Genomic DNA, 17,504 nt, shown 5'->3' with positions numbered 1-17,504 from the left:
GCTTCCTTCTTACGGCCGGGCGCCGGCGCCGCCCGCAGTCGATACGCGCGGGGGCTGGGAGGTCTCCAGGACGTACTCGGTGACGTGACCGTCGGGGTCGGCGTCGATGGGGTCGGGCAGCGGTTCGGTGAAGGTCAGGGTGTCCCCTGGGGCAACCGCCGCGGCCGGCCAGCACAGGGGCTGGGACAGGTCGACGTAAAGGGGCTTACGGATCCCCGCGCCGGAGGCGGAACGGGCGGCCATCACCGGGCGTTTGTCGGCCCGGCCACGCACCACGTCCCAGGGGTCCGGGAGCGTCGTGGTGCGCAGAAACGACCGTCGGGGCACGCCCGTTCGCGCGCACCAGCGATGCCAGGCCAGTGCCCCCTGGGCGGTCCCCGCCGGCGTCCCGCTGGGGAGCGCAGCACCAGGGACTTTCCAGGTGCGCCGGCTCAGGACGAGGCGCCCCAGGGTCAGCCGCGGGTAGTGGCGGACGGTGGCCGAGGACTCCGGCTCCGCCAAGGCGTCCACGTGATCCCACAGCGCGAGCGTCGCGCCGGACGCCGGCCCGAAGCGGCTCAGCCACCGGTACAGCCCGGGCGCCACGGTGGCCAGGGTCGAGTTGTGCGGGACCGGAAACAGCGGTCGTCCCGGGAAGCGGTCGCTGAACAGCAGCATCCGGCCCCCCACCGCCTGCGCGACACAGGCGGACAGGTCGATGCGGGCCTGGGGGTCACACTCCAGCGCCCGTCCCGGATAACTCAGCGCGGCGGGCAGCAGCAGCGGATGCTCGTTGACCGTGGCCCCGAGCAATGCGGAGACGTCGACCGGGACCCCGCCCTCCTGTGGCGTCTCCGCGCTCGCCGCCCACGCGCGCAACTCGGCGATCCGGGACGTGTCGAGGTCGGCGGCGACCCGGGCGGCAAAACGTCCATAGCCGGTGCCGACTCCGTTGACCACCACCTGGTCCCCGGCGAGTTGTACCGGCCACGCCGCGCACGCGAGGTCCATGACGGCGTCCGGCAGCCCCGCCGCCACCGCGTCCAGCAGGCCGGGATCGCATCTCACCTCCGCGCCGGGCCGGCCCGCCGCCGCGCGAAGCCCGTCGAAGAGCCGCTGACGGAGTGCGAGCACCGCCGCCAGCTCCTCGGCTCCACAGTCGACGAGCAGGGCATCGGCTTCCTTACGGCCCGCGTCGAGGAACCACTCGTACGCCGTCGGCACGGGCACCGGATCCGACCCGAAGCGACGCCGGAACGCGATCACGGTGGCCAGTTGGAAGGGCAGCTCGAAGCTGAGCAACGGCACGATGCGCTGGACCCGGCCCAGGTCGGCGAGCACCTCCGGGGAGGTCCGCAGGATGCCGTCGTCGGCCCGGACTCCCACGACGTCCTCACTGACCGCCGCACGGTCGGCCGTCCGGACGCCGATCCCCAGGGTGTGGGAGAGGGCAGCGATACCCTCCTTCGCGCTGCGCAGTGCGGCGGTGCGCGCCGCACCGGCGGTGGCGCACGCGTCCTCCGCGTCGCGCAACGCGCAGAGCGCGTCGTGCACGTCCTGGGCACGCCGGGCCCCCTCCCCCTCGGAGCCCGGCGCCGGGGCCGTGGCGCCGGCCACCGCGCACAGCGTCCGGCGGCCGTGGGTCGGCAGGCGTGGTCCGGCCTCCAGCAGCCCGCGCTCGATGAGGCGGGCAAGAGTGTCGGGCAGCGCGCCACCGGGCGCGACGGTGTCCAGGCGGACCGGGTCCCGTAACTGGTGCAGCGTGCCGGCAAGCGCCGCTCCGCACCGCGCGGACAGCACCCGCTCGGTGCCGTTCGCGCCGTTCACCAGCCAGGTCACGCGCAGGCCGTCGGGGTGTTCGCGGACCGCCGCGCTCGGGTTGGCGGTGAGCCACAAAAGCTCCGGCCGCAGGCTCCGGTAGCCGCCGGTGGCGATCCACTGCCGCACCCACTCGACCACGGCGCGATCCACCCGCACGTGGCTGCGCGGCGGGGTCGTCGACGCACCCCGGAAGAGCATGTCGGTGGTGGCGAATCCGGCGAACGGCGTGGGCTTGGTCGCGGCGCGGTGCACCAGGCGAAGCAGCGTGAGGGCTCTGCGCCGGGTCTTCTTCCCCGCGGTCGCCGCCAGCACGCCGACCGGTCCGGCGGCCAGCAGGCCGGGCACCGACAGCTCGACGGACCAGGCGATGTCCGGGTCGCGCAGCACCGCGTCCACGGTCGCGCCGGCGGTCCGGGCCAGTGTCTCCAGGGCCAGGCCGAGGTCTCGTTCGGACGTGTCGCGGGAGGCCAGCGTGCGCGTGTACTCCGCGATCCGGTCGGCGGTGGCCGCGTCCACCGGCAGCCCCGTCGGGAGCGGCCGGGCGTTGAACGCGGCGCGACGCGCCCGCAGCACGTCCCGGCGCTGCTCCGCGCGCACCGTCGGCACCAGCGTGCCGAGGTGGTCGGCGAGCACGGCGCCACGGCTGTGCGAGGCGTCCTCGGCAGCGGCCCAGGCTCCGGCCGCCTGCCACACCCCGTCGCTGCCCAGATCCCTCACGACGGAACCCGGCAGCCGGCACCGCCGGCGCACCGCGACCGGGCCCAGGGTGACGCGGTCGGTGGCCGGTGGTGCGTCGTACCCGCTCACTGCCGCCATGCGATCTCCAGCGGCAGGCTGTCCAGTCCCCGGTGGAGGAAGTGCGGCGTCCATGCGGGCTCGGCCGCGAGCCGGAGCCCGGACCACCGCCGGCCGACCGCTTCCAGCAACACCCGGCCCTCGGTGCGCGCCAGGTGCGCGCCGAGGCACACGTGGCGTCCCTCGCCGAAGCTGACCCCCGCGTGGTCGGCCTTCGCGTCGCTCGTGAGCAGCTCGTGATTGGCCGCGCCGAGCATCACCCTGATCATGTCGCCGGGGCGGATGCACTCCCCTTCGAGGGTGCATTCCTCCTGTGCCACCCGGACGGTGAACGTGAGGGGGGATTCGCCCAGCAGGAGCCGGTCCACCTCTGCCGAGGTGTCCACCTCGCCGGCCGACAGGCCCGCCAGCAGCCCGGGGTGGGTGGCCAGGCGCAGCAACAGGCCGCTGAGCATGTTGCGGGAGGTGTCGTGGCCGGCGATGTAGAGGCTGAAGACGTTGGCGAGGACCTCGGTGTCGGACAGCGCCTCCGACGTGTCCCGCGCGTCGACGGCGAGTGCCAGTACGGAGTCGGGCATGAGGCGGTCCGGGGTGGCCATCCACCGCTTGACGAGGTGGCCGAGTTCGTCCACCCGCGTCAGCGCCTGGCCGACCTCGTCCCCGGAGGGCTGCCCGGACGCCACGCCGCCGCCCCTGCTGATCACTCGGCAGAGCTCACTGACCTCGTCGCGGTCGCCCTCGGGGATCCCGACGAGGTCGCCGATCACGCTCACCGGCAGGCGCGCGCTGATCTCGGCGACGCCGTCCATGGTCGGACACCGTTCGGCGTCGTCCAGGAGCGCTGCCATGGCGGCCTCGATCCGAACGGTCCGGGCGCGGACCGCCCGAGGGGTGAAGAGGCGTCCGAGGAATCGGCGCAGGCGGGCGTGGCGGTCTCCCTCCGAGGCCAGCAGCATGCTCTGGAAGAAGCCCGCGTGGCTGCCGTTCTCCGACCACTCCGACTCCGGTGGCGGGCCGGGCAGGCGGAAGCGGGGATCGCGCAACACGAGACGCGCGAGTTCGTAGCCGGTCACCACCCAGGTCCGGTCGGGTCGGCTCCACACCAAGGGGCCCTGGCGGTGCATGCGTTCGTAGAGGGGTGCCGGGCACCTCAGCAATGCCTCGGTGACTGCCGCACGAGTGGGTCCGGTCGTCATGCCATCACGTTCTTTCTCAGCGAAGCACCTTGCCGCGTGCGTCATAGGCGGCCTCGTCGGCCGGCCGGCAGACGACCTGGTGCGGTGTCACGGGGGCGGGAAGTCGTCGGCAGGCGTCGCGGACCCGGTCTTCGGTGACGTCGCCCATCGCGATGACGGTCAGGCGATCGCCGGACCGGGAGCGGTCGACGGATACCGAGGCGTCCTTGACGCCGGGCAGCGCCCGGACGGCGGCGGTGATCTCCCGCGGGTAGACACTGACGCCGTCGACCTTGACCAAGTCGTCCTTGCGGCCGTCCAGGACGAAGCCGCCGTCGGCCGGATGGACGAGATCACCGGTGGTCACCGCGCCGTCCGGCCGGGTCGTCAGCCGCCCCCCGGTCACCGCGAACCGGGTGTCGGGGCCCCTTGTCCACAGCGTGCCGACCCCGTCCGGCCCGATGTCCTCCAGCCACACCGGCTTGCCCGGCAGCGGCGATCCCACGTAGCCGTCGTCGTGCACCGCACGGTCGACGGTGACGAGTCCCGTTTCGGTGGAACCGAGCATCGTGAGGAACCCGCTGCCGGGGAATCCCGTGCTGATGCGCTCCGCCCGCTCCGGGGTGAGGCCACCGCCGGCGGGGACGAAACACGTGTCGGAGAAGGTGCGTTGCCCCGCCGCTGTCCGGGCGCCCAGCACGGCGAGCGCCGGCGGCGCCAGGCACACCCCCGGCCGCCCGGCCAGCTCGGGGATCGCCGTCTCCCACGCACTCGGCCGGAACAGCACCAGGTCGCGGCCGAGCAGCACGGCCGGCGCGACCACCATGTAGAAGGCAGCCGCGAAATCGATCGCGGCGCACGTGGCGAACACCTCGGCCGCGGCGTACTCCGGCATGCCGTCGACGTACAACTCGACTGCGGACGCCACCCCGTGGGGCCGGCCGAAGAGCAGTTTCGGCCGCCCGGTGGTGCCCGACGACGCCGTGGCGTAGGTGGGGCCGTCCACACCGGGCGGTGGCGCCGCATGCGGCCCGGCCACCAGCAGTTCCCCGTCGCCCACGGCCTCGGGCCCGGCGGCGCCCCACTGAGCGGGGTCGCCCAGCACCCAGCGGGGCGCGGGGTCCATCAGGCCGAGCGCGAGCAGCCCGACGATCGACCGTTCGCCGCCGTTGGAGGGCACGACCCATCCGTGCGGCACCTCGGGAAGTGTTGCCACCAGCTCCTCGGCCCGCGCCAGCAGCGAAGGCCAGGAGTGACGTCCGCGCTCGGTCACCACCCCCGCGTGGGAGCCGCGCAGCACGGGTTCGGCCTGCTTCAGCCATGCTCCGAGATCGCCCATGTCACCCACTCCCTGATGGTCGTCGGGCCCCGGAGTTCCTCGGGGACGATCACGCCGTTCTCCTTCAGCACCACGAACGTCACTTCGCGCTCCAACGACGTCAGCGGCCGGTCGAGGTCGTCCTCTTCGAGTGCTTCGGTCAGCACGCGGGTGAGCGCCGCACCGTCGGCCGCCGGCGGGGAGCACACCACGCGGAGCCGCCGTGGCATGTCGAAGCGGATGTGCCGGACCCGCTCGATCTCCTCGTCGGCCGGCGCGGCATCCGGCGCGAGGTGGTGCAGCGCCTGGAAGAGCTCCCGCGCCTGGTGGCGGGCGAGTCGGGCGCCGAGGCAGCGGTAGGCACCCCACCCGAAGGAGAACAGCGCCCGGCCGGCCACCGGGTCGTCGTCCAGCCGATTGGCGTCCGCGACCCGGACCGAGATGACCTGGCCGGACCGGAACTCGTGACCGTCCAGGTGGAACGGCTCTTGGACCACCCGCTCCAGCGTCTTGAGCGGGGGCTCCGCACGGAGGGCTTCCTCGATCAGATCCTCCCGGCTCACGGCGTCGGCGAGCGCCCCCGGCGTGCCGAGGATCCGCACGGCGGCGTTCCCGAGCATGCCGGCCACCGTTTCCAGGGAGGCCTGCACGAGCATCACGGCGTTGGCCTCGATGTCCTCGTCCGGCAGGTCCAGCGTCCCGGCGTGCCAGGCGCCGAGCACCGAAGCCGGGGGCGCGGCCGCCCGGGCGGCCGCGACGATCTCCCGGACCCGGACCAGCGCGGCATGGCCCGCACGGACCGCCTCCGCGGGGTCGTCGAGCCGGGCGGCGTAGGCGACCAGCGCGACCTGCTGGCTCAGCTTGTGCAGCCGCCGGTAGTCGTCGTCCCTGAAGCCGATGAGCCGCGCCCCGATGCGGACCGCGTACGGAAACGCCACCGAGGTCATGAACTCGCCGCCCCCGGCCGCCGCGAACCGGCGCACGATGTCCTGGGCGGCCGCCCGCAGGTCCGGCGTGAGGGCCTCGATCGCGTCGGCATCGAAGAATCCGCCGAACGCCTTGCGGAGCACCTGGTGGCGTGCGGGGCCGGTCTGCAGCATGACGCGTTCGGCGAACGCGGCGATCTCGTCGACCTGGGGGCGCAGCTCGTCGGACAGCTTCGTGACGAGGTGGGCCATGACCGGCTGCGGTTCCAGGACGCCCAGCCGGTGATCGCCGAGCAGCCGGACCGTCAGGGAGCGACTGCTGACCACCCAGCCCAGGCCATTGGGCAGGGGGCTCAGCCCCTCGGGAGTCTCCGCGGGGGCGGTCGAGGCTGCGGTCTCAGGGGAATGGGTGCGGCTCATGCCGTACCTCCTCGATGGGGAACTCAACGGGGCCCATGCCGTTCCTGGCCCGGAACGCCTGCAGGGTCCGGGGCGGCGGCAGCCGTCGATGCCGGTGGCCGAAGGTCATCGGCACCGTCCCCGGCACGATCGCCTTCACGCAGCTCAGGCCCAGGCGATCCAGTTCGCTGGTGGTGTGGTCCACGACGAAGACCTCGTGTCCGTCGCGCCGCGCTGCCGCGAGCATCGCGGCGAGATCCGCTGCGACGTCGCCGGTCGGCTGAAGGGAGGTCACGGCGGGCGAAGGGGCCGGCGGTGTCCCGTCCAGGAGGAAGGAGAACCGCGGCCGGGCCCCGGGCAAGGCTCCGACCAGGGCGTGGTCCTCCATGCGGCGCACGAGATCGGGGGCGCCCAGAGCCTGCTCCAACTCGGGGCGGCGGCGCTGGTATTCCACCGTGATCACCGGCGCGGCGGCGGCCATCTCGTGGACGGCCCCGAGCAGCGCCTTCTCCACCGTGAGTCCCGAGCCCGCGGTGACCAGCGTCGCCGGCCGCTCCGGATCGGGTGACGTCGAGACGAGCAGGGCCACGGGGACGTCGAAGGCACCGAGGGCCCGAAAGGCCCGAAGGTCACGGCCGGTACGGTGCCGCACCGTCTGCACGGCTCGGGCGGCTTCGCCCGTCAGCCGGCCGAGGTCGATCTCCGGCAAGGGCGTCCCGGAGTACCAGGCGCACAGAAAGGCATCGCGCTCGGCCACCTCCAACAAGGCGGCCAGCAGGGCCTCTTCCACCCCGGATCCCAGTGCGCACCCGTTGGAGTTCTCGTAGACGAACCTCGGGCCGGTGTCCGGGCGCCTGGTCGCGCCGTAATACGCGACGTGGAACGGCACCAGCGCCGGCCGTCCGGTGTGCGCCGAGTACGCCTGGGCCCACCCCGTCCGGGTGTCCGGCGTGAACGGCGTGTACTCGAATCCGGGCTGCTGGTACGCCTCATCGGGGTGCAGGAGCAGGGAGCGGGGGTCGACCGCGTCGTCGAGCTCGGCGAACGCAGCGAAGCGGACGGGGTCGCGACCGCCGCAGTGCCACCCGGCGTACCGCTCCAGTCCTTCCAGGATCGCTGCGGGCCGCGCCCCCGCGTAGTCCTCGGCCCGCCCGATCGCGACCTCGTCGAATCCCCAGACGGTGGGCACCCGCACCTGCGTCGACGGCAGGGCGGCCCGGTCGCCGACCGCGGCGGACCTGGTGATGCCCGACCACGCGTCGAGGTACTCCTGCTCCAGCCGGTCGGCGTACCGGGCGGCCGGGACGCGTCGGGCCGAGCCCACGCCGGTCGTGGGGAGGGGCCTGGAGAGGTCGGGAAGCGGTGGCGGCAGCGGGCGGCGGGTGCCCAGGCAGTGCGGTGAGGTGCACAAGGTGTGCGGGAGCGCCGGGTGCCAGTCGCCGGTCAACCGCGCGGGCCCGACCGCGAAGGCGGCCTCGACGCCGCGCGGGGACGCGCCGGCGGCCAGCCGCTCCGCCTCGGCCCGCACCACAGCAGCCACCAGGCGCTCGACTCCGGGCGGCAGCCAGCCGCCGCGCCGTGCGGACAGCCGGCGCGGGACGGCCTCTGTCCCCGTGGGAACGCCCTCGGGACCGTCTGCCGCCCGTACGCGCAGCGCCAGGCACTGCGGGCACCCCGGGTGACCGGGGCGCATCACCGGGCCGACGACGACGCGGCCGCGGAGCCCGTAAACGGGCAGGACGACCGTGTCCGCCGCCGGGAGGTCCGAGAGGTCGGCATCCCAGTCGAGGTTCACCACGACGACCGGGCGACCGTCCCCGGCCGCGGGCACGCCGTCCCCGGCCGCGGGCACGCCGTCCACGGCCGCGGGCACGCCGTCCACGGTGCGGACCTCGACGGCGTCGCCGACCAGACGGCGCAACTCCGCCGCGGGGTCGTCGGGGAGGCGCGGCGCCCGGCTGGGCGACGTCAGCGTTTCACTCATACCGCGTGTCCCGAAGCCAGGACGACCCCGGTCAGGTCGGCGGCGACCAGCGGCGGGAGGGCGGCCTCGCGCCAGGCCAGGCCGAGCGCGGACGCGATCTCGTCGACCCGGCGCTCCGCCGGGACCGTTCCCGTCCACGCCGTCACGGCCGGCACCTCGTCTTCTTGCCCGAGTTGTCCCAGCGCCAGTGCGGCCATCAGTGCGCGCTCCTCCGCCTGGTCGGGGTCGAAGCCGGTCCGGGTGACGGTGCCGTCCACCCGGGCCCGCCACAGTCCGCTCGGATGGCGCCCGGTGCTGAGGTCGACGTCCCTGCCGGCCAGTTCGGCCAGCGCGCGGGCCCGCTCGGAGCGGACCGTGCCCTGCCGGCGTTCCGCACCCGCGTCGTCCAGTGCCGCGTCGTCCAGCGCCGCGTCCGCCCAGCGGAGCAGGGCGCGGGCACGTGCCTCGCCGCTGTCCTGGCCCACGCCCACGACGGCGTCGCCCTCTGGGGGAAGCGTCGCCTCGACCGCGGTCAATGCGGCCTCGGCGCGGGCGTCGGCCACGGATTCCGCCACGATGACCGGGCCGCCGGCCGAGCCGGTCGGCTCGTCGCGCCCCGGCGGGTTGATCCGCAGGCGCAGCGCCGTGAGGGGGAACTGCGGAAGCTGTTCGGGGGTGCAGGAGAACAGCGGGCCGAAGCACCGCGCACCGAAGACCGATTCGGGGTACCGGGTCCGCCGACGGGCCGCCGGAGCGATCGACGGGTCCGCCGGGCCGGCGTGCACCGCATGCCCGGGGCACCCGGGGTCCGGATCGACGTCCGTGCGCCAGATGCTGAGCCGGGTCAGGTCCACCACCACGCCCTCACCCAGCACGGCGTCGTCGCCGCCGGCGACGTACTGGAACACCTCCTGTGCCAGCACGGTGGCCGCCACCGACACCGGTACGTGCCCCAGCCCGTCGGACTGCGGCAGCTCGACGGCCTGGTGGGCCAGACGCCGCCAAGCGCAGCGTATGCAGGCCCGGCCCGACCGGGGCACCTGCCCCTTGAGGAGCATCGCCTGGCCGCGGACCAGCGCTGCCCAGGCGCCACTGCCGAGAGCTTCGGCCCGGTCCAGCAACCGCCAGGCATCGTCTTCTTCTCCCGGGGAGAAGACCCCGATCACGGTCCGTCCTTCGAGGTCCCCGTCCGGACCGGACAGGCGTATGGGCGCACCCTGCCGGCCGAAGTCCTCCGCGAGCTCCTGCAGTTCCTTCTCCGGGGCCGTGTCCAGCAGCATGATGTCGCCGAAGCCGGTCTCCATCAGCGTCGTCGCCAACGGCCCCACCCGCTCGACGGGGCCCGCCACGGCCAGCGGGTGCCGCCGGGCACGGGCGAATCCCTCCGCAGGACGGGGAATGAAGTGGCGCAGGAACTCCGCCTGTTGCGGGAAGAGACGGGCCGACTCCGGGTCGTCGGACCCTTCCTCGACGGGTTCCCGCCGCAGCACCTTCCGCTGCTCCAACGCCTTCAGGAGGGTGTCCACGAAGGCGGCCTGCTCGGGCTTGAGCGCGCCGAGGAGCTCGTCGGGCACCACGCCACGGTCCAGGAGGGGGGCGAGTTTCTCCACCCAGGTCGCGACCGTCTTGCCGCTCAGGGTGAACGATCCGTCCGTCGTACGGATCCACACCCCGTTCGGCACCGGTACGTAGTAGGCATCGGCGCGCAGACGCAGCACAGTGCCGGTCATATCCCACCCCCGTCGCCCGCCGGTGCGGCGAGCGGACTCAGACTGTTCTCCAGATACAGGCCCCGGCGGTAGCCGCCCACGGGGACCATCAGCAAGGACGTCAGGCGTCGGGCCCCCAGTCCGAACGCCTCGTCGAGCACGCCGCTGACGAAGCCCAGCACCGGGTGTGCGGACCTGCCGTCCCGCGCCGCGCACACGGCCAGTCGCTGGGCGAGGACGCCCGCCAGCAGATGCTGGGTGCGGTAGCCGACCGGACCACTGGCACCGCGGTGCGGCTCGGTGGCACCGACCATGACGGCGATCAGCGGTGCCTGCCCGACGTTCATGTAATGCGCGAACATGCTCCGCTGGACCACTGGCCCGAAGTCCCCCTCGGCAAGCCGGGCGAGCCGGCGGCCGTCCTGGTGCGGCACGTAGGCCCCCGGGGGCACCCCCGGCACGGACCGGACGACCAGCACGCACCGCGGGTGCGTCAGGCCGTTGCCGTCCCCGCTCCCGGTCGCGTCGCAGTCCAGCGGGGCGAGCACCGTGGTCAGCCAGTCCGCCAGGACGTCCGCGGGGAGCGGTGAGCCCCGGAGCTGCTCACCGAGGGCCGACCGGGCCCAGGAGTCGGCGACCGACACCGGCCGTCCGGATACCGCGGGCAGCTCCGCGTCCACCCGGTCGGCCACGTCCTCCAGCGCGACGGGCGGGAGGTCGATCGGCCGGCCGGGGCGTCCGGCCGCCAGGCAGGCGGCGTGCATGCGGCGGGTACCGGTGGTGGGGCCGGGAGGCGCGGACGCCCCCAGCCAGCGGGGCCGTCCGACCGGAGCCGCCGCGCCGACGGCCCGCCCTCGCTCCGCCTCGGCCGGGTCCCCCAACGCGATGTCCACCACGGCCGGGGCGGCCTCTTCCTCGGCATCGAGCCCGAGAAGGTCCGTGATCCGCCGCTCGTCCACGCCGAACGCCACACGAGCGCGCAGGTTCCACGACCGGGCGGCGAGCGCGAACTGACCGACCACCGCCCCGGTGTCCATCGCGCCGAGCCGGTAGGAGAAGTCGCCGTACTTGAAGTAGTTCTTCCACAGCGGCTGGGTGAGGACGATCCGCACGCTTCCCGCCGGGGGCGTCAGCTCCGTCGGCGGCCGGCCGCCGGCCAGCACCGCCAGGGCATGGCGCACCGCGTCGTAGTGGTACATCCCTGCGTCCAGGCCCTCCGTGCCCGCCGTGACCACGTAGCACTCGGCGGGGTACGTCACTCCGCCCGAGGGCATGGCGCGGCGGAGCTGGTAGTGGGGGTTGCGGTGGACCGGCGTGGGCTCCTCGGGGCTGCTCTTGGCGATGCCGTCGGGATACCACCGCACACCGGTCAGGCCGTAGCCGGCCTGGAGCAGCGCGCCGAGCCGGGTGGCCGGGTCGGACGCGGCGAACGCGGCTTCCCCGGCGGGGCCACCGGCCGCGACCGCCCGCGACATCGTCGGCAGGTCCCGCCGGGGCAGGTCGACGTACCAGCGGAAGGGGCTGGGGATGTTCCGCCAGTCGATCTGCCAGTGCTGCGGGTGGACCTCCTCGTAACTGCCGCGGAGCCTGCGGACGAAGCCGTCCACGCCCGCGTCGTCGAACGGTCCGCTCTCCGACGGGTCGCCGGAGAGCGGCGGTGCGCCGGTATCGGCCGCCGTCATCCGGAGACCTCGGCTTCCGGCTGCACCGACCGGATGAGCTCTGCCGCGTCGAGGTCGTACTCCTCCTCGAAGGCGCGGGCGATCAGGTAGAAGAGCGTGTACCGGTCGGCCAGCAGGAAGCCCAGCCGGTAGAGGTGCCAGTTGGTGTACGCCTGGGCCAGCCGGGAGGCCAGGAACCGGCGATCCTCGCGGATCATGCCCTGGTAGTACGTGTTGTCGGCGATGGCCCGGTGGATGCCGGCCACCGGGGGCTCCGGCAGGTCGGCGAGCCATTCCACCTTCGGCCTGCGGTAGAGGCCGTCGGGCGACGGGGTGAGCTTGGCCGTTTCGGCCTTCCGCGGGGTGGCGTAGAGGTAGAAGCGGCCTTCGTCGAAGCCCTTCCGGATGTCCGGGAGATAGCTGCGCAGCCGCACCGACCACTCACGGGCCAGTTCGGGGACGTCGGCCAGCTCACCGTCGGGGTCCTGCATCTGCTCGACCAGGTCGCGCAGGCGCGGCCGCAACAGGTTGCGGTTCTGCTCGTACCGCTGGGCGTGCTTGGCCCGGGTGCCCTCCGGGTCCCGGATCAGCAGCATGTAGCCCTCGAACGTCGCCAGGTAGGAGAGGTAGCCGGCCTTGAAGCCGAACTTGGCGACGGGCGGCGGCAGATGGGGGGCGAGCAGCAGGCCGCTGCAGACGAGGAAGTCGAAGGCCACGGCGAGGCGGAGCGCTCGATCGCCCCGCGTGGCACGGAGGGTCCGCAGCGCCAACGGAGTGGTCTCGGTCCAGAACGCCTCCGCCAGCCCCAGTCCGGCTTCGCCGCCCAGCCAGTCGTGCTCGTGGTTGTACGGCTGGTGCTCGAAGGCGTCATCGGTTCCCGCGGGCCCGATGTGCTCCATGATCCGGGACTTCAGGCGGCGTTCGACCGACGGGCTCTCCGTCGCGAAACGCAACCGCAGGAACGGCCGGCCGCCATAATTTTCCCGCAGGTAGAACCACGACGCCGTCTCGCCGAGCGCCACCGACTCCTCCAGCGTGGGCGCGGCCACGTCGAGAAGGAGGTCTTCCTGCACCGACCACGGGACGCTGACGGTGAGATCCTTTTGTTCACTGCTGGACATGGCACTCATCCCTGTCGTCGTGTGCCGCCGGGCCAGGCTGGCTCGCGCGCTGCTCCTCCGCCGCCCGGCAGGCCAGGTAGGCGACGAAGCATTCGCCCTGCGGGCGGACGTTCATCCTGTTGTTGGTGGTGTGGAGGTACTGGCTGACGAGGGCCGCGAGCGCCACCACGGGGGGCGCCGAGCGGTCGGTCTCCGCCGGCCACACCCGCCCTGCCGCCACGAGCGGACGCAGCCGCTCGATGGCCTGGGCGAGCGTGCGCTCCCACCGCTCGCCCAGTCCCTTGCCGATGGGTTCGCCGGTGTCCAGGCCGGCGATGAGCTTCGCGTAGTCCGCGCGCTGCAACTGGTACTGCTCGTCCCAGGCGGCAAGCAGGCGGTCGTCGGAGACGTAGGCGGCCCAGCGCTCGTGATAGGTGCGGAGGAAGAGGGCGCGGTCGTCCCGCCCGAAGCCCAGCGCCCGCGAGGCCAGGAGCAGCAGTTGGAGGGAGACCCCCAGGCGCGCCCGGTCGTTGCGGACCAGCCGGAGCACCTGCCCGGTCAGCAGCGAGCTCGCGTGGAAGACGTCCTCCGCGATCTCGACGCCTTCCGGTCCGCCGTACTTGGCCGTCTCGGGCCGGTAGGCGATCCAGCGGACCGTGTTCGGCGGTTCCGGGGTCCGCACCAGGGCGTCGGAGGCGTCGCCGTGCTCCAGCTCGCTGAGGTGGCGGAGCGCTTCCCCCAGCCGCACCGGATCCGTATCAGCGGGGCCGGGATGCCGCTCCAGGTAGTCGACGATCCGACGCTCGACCTCGGCCCGGACGTCGTCGTGCTGCTCCGGTGGCACCTGCATCCGGAGCCGGACGTGCGGGCCGCGCTCCCAGTGGCGCAGGTAGAAGTGGCGCTCCAGGCGTCCCGCGCGGCGCAGGTCGTCGACCATGGGCAGGAGGAGATCCGTGAGCAACGGATCGGTGTCGCCGTGGTGGAAGACGTGGCAGGACAGCCAGGAGTGCGCAGTGTGGGTACTCACCGTGCCCCCTCAGTGGTCTCGATGATGAACTCCTCGGTGAGCCGGTCGCCGTGGCCCTGTGCACCGTCGTCGCCCACCGTCGGCAGGCACTCCTGGAACGTCATGTCGCCCTCGCACCGGCGCAGTGCCCGCTGCCAGGCGCGCACGCTGGTGACGCTGGTGAAGTCCAGGAAGGTGGGCTTGCGTTCGGCCGAGGTCGGGAAACGTGCGAGCGTCTTCGCCCAGGTGTGCTGCTCCTCTTCCGACACCGGGACGAGCGGATCGGGGAGGGTGAACCCGCGGTAGAAGACACGGTCCGGGAGCCCCAGCGACTCCCGCCAGCGCCGCACCTCCGCGAACGCGTCGGCGCCGTTCCGGGTGGCGACGTCCGGGAGCCGACCGGCGGGCACCTTCCAGGTCCGGCGCGCCAGGACCAGGCTCCCGGAACGGACCCGCGGGTAGTGGCGGACGGTGTTCGGGTCACCCCGGCGCTGATCGACCCGGTCCCACCAGGCGAGGTTGGCCAGGCTGCCCGCGCTGAAGAAGCTGAGGAACTGGTAGAAACGCGGCGCGAGTTCGTTGAGCAGGAAGTTCAGCATCACCAGCCGCAGGGCCGGGCCGTCCTTGCCCCGGCGGAGCAGCAGCCGGCCCGTGCCCTCGTCGAACTCGACCCAGCACTCTTCCAGGGAGATGCCGGGGTCCCCGCCCCACTCTTCCGGGGTCGCGCAGGGGTAGCGGAGGTAACTGCCCAGGAGCGCAGGGTGCACATTGGCATTGATGCCGAGCACGGCCGAGAGGTCGGTGAGGGGCGCGGAAGCGCGGTCGTCCTGGGCGATCTCTGCCCTGACCAGCTCGCCGAACCCGCCGTCGCCGGCTGCGGCGTAGGAGGGGAGGAACCGTGAGAGGGCACGTCCGAAGCCGATCGAGCCGCCGTTGACGACGAGCAGTCCGCCGTCGGGGGACGCCTGGTGCTGCACGTTCCAGCTCGCTCTGGACCACCGGGGTATCCACGGCGGAAGGTTCTCCGCGAGCTCCGCGGCCCGCTGCGGATCGATCACCGCTTCGGCGCCGTCGTCGGGGCAGGCCAGCTCGAACACCGCGTCCTGCAGGGTGCGCAGTTGCGTCGGCATCGGGGCGGAGACATCGGTCAGCCGCTGGGTGAGCAGGAGCTGCACCTTGGCCGAGGACAGCGCCGCGAACAGGGTGAGGAGCCGATGCGGGCCGGGACCGAATCGCGTCCTGACCACGTCGGCGACGATCGCCCGGACGTGGGCGGCGTCGTCGAAGAGCGGAAGCAGTCGGTGCCAGTGGGACAAGGCGGGCAGGTGCCGCTGCCATCGGTCGGCGGCCTCGGTGCGTGGGCGGGCCACCACCGTGTCCTCATACAGGAGCGTGCGTGCCGCATCGATCGGTGGAGTGGCGACGCCGCACCGGTCGGCGACCTCGGCGACGTGCCGCTTGACCTGGGCGATGAGCTCCTCCCGCCGGTCGAGCCCGGCGGTCTCGAACGCGGACTCGGCGGCGGCCATCCGGTCCACACACTCCCGGAGGCCGGCGTCGCCGTCCTGGGGAAGCAAGGCGACCAGCCGCGCCATGGGGTGCGGGTGCTGGTCCCCCACCCCCAGGTCGCGGGCGAGGACGCCTTGCTCGATCAACGCGTCGAGCTCGGTGTGCACGGCGGTCGGCGCCGCGTCGGGAAGCTCGGCGCACCGTGCCCGTACGTCCCGCTCGGGTACCGGGGAGTCCGCCGACAGCGCCAGGAGTTCCGTGACCACCGCACTGGACGGGACCCGGACGAGCCGCTCCTTGGCGGCCGGCTCGTGGGTGCCGTCCCGGCCCCGGAGGAGGAAGACGACCCCCTCGCCCGATGATCCCACCACCGGTGCCCGGCGCAGAACCGCCGCGGACCGGAACGCGGGATGGCCGGCGAGAGAGCGTTCCACCCAGCTCACGAGCTGGCGGGGCAGCCGGCAGACGGACACCTGCGCGCCCGCGTCGAGCGCTGCGGTGGGCGCGTCGGCCGCCGCGTGCTCCTGGAGGAGCACCGGTTGGGTGTGGACCAACTGGCCGAAGGGGGACGGTTTGAGAGCGCTCCGCGTCAGCAGGTTGATCACGGTGGACTCGGTCATCCGGTCCCGTTTGCCGTGCGCGGTGCCGTCGGCGACCGCGGTGGCGTAACGGTCCATGTTGTGCAGCAGGCCGTCCGCGCTCAGCTGGGCACCCGCGCGCAGGGAGCGGTCGAGGGCCGCGGAGGCGAGCACCTTCTGCTCTGCGCGGAGCGCCGCCTCGTACGCATCCTCCAACCGGGCAGTGAGGTCGTCGCGCGCAGCGGCCAGGGCACGCAACTCCGCGGCACCGGCCACGCCGGCCCCACCTGAGGGGGCAAGGGCGTCGAGCGCGGCCGCCGGCACGTCCGCCGCGCGGTGCAGGCGTCGTCGCAGCGCGAGCACGGCGCGGCGCTCATCGCGATCGGTCAGGACCGGTACCAGCGAGGTGAGTTCCTCAGCCACCCTCGGCGCCCGGTCCTGCCAGTCGCGCCGCAACTCCCTGAGCTCGTCGCAGAGGCGGGCGACCTCGCGCGAGGAGAGCTGAGCGACGACATCGACCGGCTGCGAGCAGACGCGCACCACGCCGTATCCGGCGTACTTGATCTCCGGGCTAGACATGGGCTGCTTCCTCGGCTTCCCCGGCTTTCCCGGCTTCCGCTGCAGAGACGTCAGAGTGCTCGGCCCGGTCGGCGGCGCGCCGCCGCTCATGGAAGGCGGTGCGCCCGGCGTCGATGCGCGCGGCGAACTCCTCGACGGTGGCGGCGAAGACGCGCGGCGCATCCACCGGCACGACGTGTCCCGCCCCGGCAACGACCGCGACGTCGGCGCCCGCGGCCGCCGCCGGACCGATCGCGTTCCGCTCGTTCTGCAACAGCGCCCCGTTGACGAGTTGGACCGGGGTCTCGGAGCGCTTGAGGTCCTCCACGTCGGGCAGCCGCAGGCACCCGTCGGAAAGCTCGTCGAAGGTCGCGGTGAGCAGCTGCTCCCACTTCTCGCCATGCAAGTCGGCAAAGTGGTTGCGGGAGCCTTGCTGGTGCGCCGCCATCCTGGTGAAGCCCGCCAGCCAGCGATTCAGCGTGTCCGGCGACACCAGGAACGAATACCCCGACATGACGACCCCGGCCACCCTGCTCGGAGCTCTCTCCGCGGCCCGGAATGCCACGGCGGCACCCAGGTAGGAAAGCCCCACGACGACGGGCGGTTGCGGCTGTTCGCCGATCGCCTCTCGGACGCGGTCTATCGCCGCCGCGGCGGGGTGCGACGGGACCTCGCCGCCGGCTCCGTGGCCCGGAAGACGTATTTCGGTAACGGAGTGACTCCACCAACGCCGGCACCCAGCATAATGAGCATCCTCCGTGCCCAATAGACCGTGCACCAGGATTACGGGTCGCACGTGATACCAGCTTTCTGTTACCGGAAGCAGAGCATGGCTGGTCAAAGCCGAATTCATATCCCGGCGCCGTGACGGTACCCCGTCCGCGCACGCCAAAATCACGCTCCATGCCCGGCCTCGCCTCGACCGAATTAATGGACCTGGTCTCGGCCACATGAATGGCCGGATAAACAGTCGCCGCAGGGCGTAAAAGGGAATGCTGAACACAGGC

Annotated in this window: 11 protein-coding genes; all 11 read right to left on the bottom strand. The window is 73.1% G+C overall.

Features of this window, described 5'->3' with window-relative positions:
- Positions 1 to 9 precede the first annotated feature (9 nt).
- Genes CPH93_RS17920 through CPH93_RS35820 form a run of 11 tightly spaced genes read right to left on the bottom strand, consistent with a single transcriptional unit; the run spans position 10 to position 17,350 of the window.
- The gene (locus tag CPH93_RS17920; RefSeq protein ID WP_159395025.1) at positions 10 to 2,616 is read right to left on the bottom strand and encodes a lantibiotic dehydratase; all 2,607 of its coding nucleotides are present in this window, start codon (positions 2,614 to 2,616) and stop codon (positions 10 to 12) included.
- On the bottom strand, positions 2,604 to 3,791 hold the full coding sequence (locus CPH93_RS35450) for a cytochrome P450 (RefSeq protein WP_159395024.1): 1,188 nt from the start codon (positions 3,789 to 3,791) through the stop codon (positions 2,604 to 2,606). The genes CPH93_RS17920 and CPH93_RS35450 overlap by 13 nt, the downstream gene beginning before the upstream one ends.
- Before the next feature lie 16 nt (positions 3,792 to 3,807).
- Positions 3,808 to 5,109, bottom strand: a complete 1,302-nt coding sequence (locus tag CPH93_RS17915; RefSeq protein WP_096213448.1) for an AMP-binding protein — start codon at positions 5,107 to 5,109, stop codon at positions 3,808 to 3,810.
- The gene (locus CPH93_RS17910; protein ID WP_096213447.1) at positions 5,085 to 6,434 is read right to left on the bottom strand and encodes a cytochrome P450; all 1,350 of its coding nucleotides are present in this window, start codon (positions 6,432 to 6,434) and stop codon (positions 5,085 to 5,087) included. The genes CPH93_RS17915 and CPH93_RS17910 overlap by 25 nt, the downstream gene beginning before the upstream one ends.
- Positions 6,412 to 8,397 (bottom strand): TOMM precursor leader peptide-binding protein, encoded by a 1,986-nt coding sequence (locus CPH93_RS17905; RefSeq protein WP_096213446.1) that lies wholly within the window; start codon positions 8,395 to 8,397, stop codon positions 6,412 to 6,414. Before CPH93_RS17905 ends, CPH93_RS17910 begins: the two co-directional genes overlap by 23 nt.
- Positions 8,394 to 10,106: a hypothetical protein gene (locus CPH93_RS17900; RefSeq protein ID WP_096213445.1), complete on the bottom strand. Its 1,713-nt coding sequence runs from the start codon at positions 10,104 to 10,106 to the stop codon at positions 8,394 to 8,396. Before CPH93_RS17900 ends, CPH93_RS17905 begins: the two co-directional genes overlap by 4 nt.
- Positions 10,103 to 11,767 carry a SagB family peptide dehydrogenase gene (locus tag CPH93_RS17895; protein WP_096213444.1) on the bottom strand — a complete coding sequence of 555 codons (1,665 nt, stop codon included), beginning with the start codon at positions 11,765 to 11,767 and terminating at the stop codon, positions 10,103 to 10,105. The genes CPH93_RS17900 and CPH93_RS17895 overlap by 4 nt, the downstream gene beginning before the upstream one ends.
- The gene (locus tag CPH93_RS17890; RefSeq protein ID WP_159032229.1) at positions 11,764 to 12,867 is read right to left on the bottom strand and encodes a lantibiotic dehydratase C-terminal domain-containing protein; all 1,104 of its coding nucleotides are present in this window, start codon (positions 12,865 to 12,867) and stop codon (positions 11,764 to 11,766) included. The genes CPH93_RS17895 and CPH93_RS17890 overlap by 4 nt, the downstream gene beginning before the upstream one ends.
- Positions 12,854 to 13,873, bottom strand: coding sequence for a lantibiotic dehydratase C-terminal domain-containing protein (locus CPH93_RS17885; RefSeq protein ID WP_096213443.1), 1,020 nt, complete (start codon positions 13,871 to 13,873; stop codon positions 12,854 to 12,856). Before CPH93_RS17885 ends, CPH93_RS17890 begins: the two co-directional genes overlap by 14 nt.
- On the bottom strand, positions 13,870 to 16,518 hold the full coding sequence (locus CPH93_RS17880) for a lantibiotic dehydratase (protein ID WP_096213442.1): 2,649 nt from the start codon (positions 16,516 to 16,518) through the stop codon (positions 13,870 to 13,872). The genes CPH93_RS17885 and CPH93_RS17880 overlap by 4 nt, the downstream gene beginning before the upstream one ends.
- A complete protein-coding gene (locus CPH93_RS35820) occupies positions 16,511 to 17,350 on the bottom strand; it encodes an alpha/beta fold hydrolase (protein WP_231976875.1) in 840 nt (279 codons plus the stop codon). Before CPH93_RS35820 ends, CPH93_RS17880 begins: the two co-directional genes overlap by 8 nt.
- Between the last annotated feature and the right edge of the window lie 154 nt (positions 17,351 to 17,504).

The organism is Streptomyces sp. 2323.1, assembly GCF_900221035.1.
GTDB lineage: Bacteria > Actinomycetota > Actinomycetes > Streptomycetales > Streptomycetaceae > Streptomyces > Streptomyces sioyaensis.
This window is presented reverse-complemented; position numbering and strand designations above follow the sequence as displayed.

Excerpts from the sequence above, each read along its gene's own strand:
- CPH93_RS17900 (WP_096213445.1), bottom strand. The coding sequence starts at position 10,106 with ATGACCGGCACTGTGCTGCGTCTGCGCGCCGATGCCTACTACGTACCG.
- CPH93_RS17920 (WP_159395025.1), bottom strand. The coding sequence starts at position 2,616 with ATGGCGGCAGTGAGCGGGTACGACGCACCACCGGCCACCGACCGCGTC.
- CPH93_RS17880 (WP_096213442.1), bottom strand. The coding sequence starts at position 16,518 with ATGTCTAGCCCGGAGATCAAGTACGCCGGATACGGCGTGGTGCGCGTC.
- CPH93_RS17890 (WP_159032229.1), bottom strand. The coding sequence starts at position 12,867 with ATGTCCAGCAGTGAACAAAAGGATCTCACCGTCAGCGTCCCGTGGTCG.
- CPH93_RS35820 (WP_231976875.1), bottom strand. The coding sequence starts at position 17,350 with ATGAATTCGGCTTTGACCAGCCATGCTCTGCTTCCGGTAACAGAAAGC.
- CPH93_RS17910 (WP_096213447.1), bottom strand. The coding sequence starts at position 6,434 with ATGAGCCGCACCCATTCCCCTGAGACCGCAGCCTCGACCGCCCCCGCG.
- CPH93_RS17915 (WP_096213448.1), bottom strand. The coding sequence starts at position 5,109 with ATGGGCGATCTCGGAGCATGGCTGAAGCAGGCCGAACCCGTGCTGCGC.
- CPH93_RS17895 (WP_096213444.1), bottom strand. The coding sequence starts at position 11,767 with ATGACGGCGGCCGATACCGGCGCACCGCCGCTCTCCGGCGACCCGTCG.
- CPH93_RS17905 (WP_096213446.1), bottom strand. The coding sequence starts at position 8,397 with ATGAGTGAAACGCTGACGTCGCCCAGCCGGGCGCCGCGCCTCCCCGAC.
- CPH93_RS35450 (WP_159395024.1), bottom strand. The coding sequence starts at position 3,791 with ATGACGACCGGACCCACTCGTGCGGCAGTCACCGAGGCATTGCTGAGG.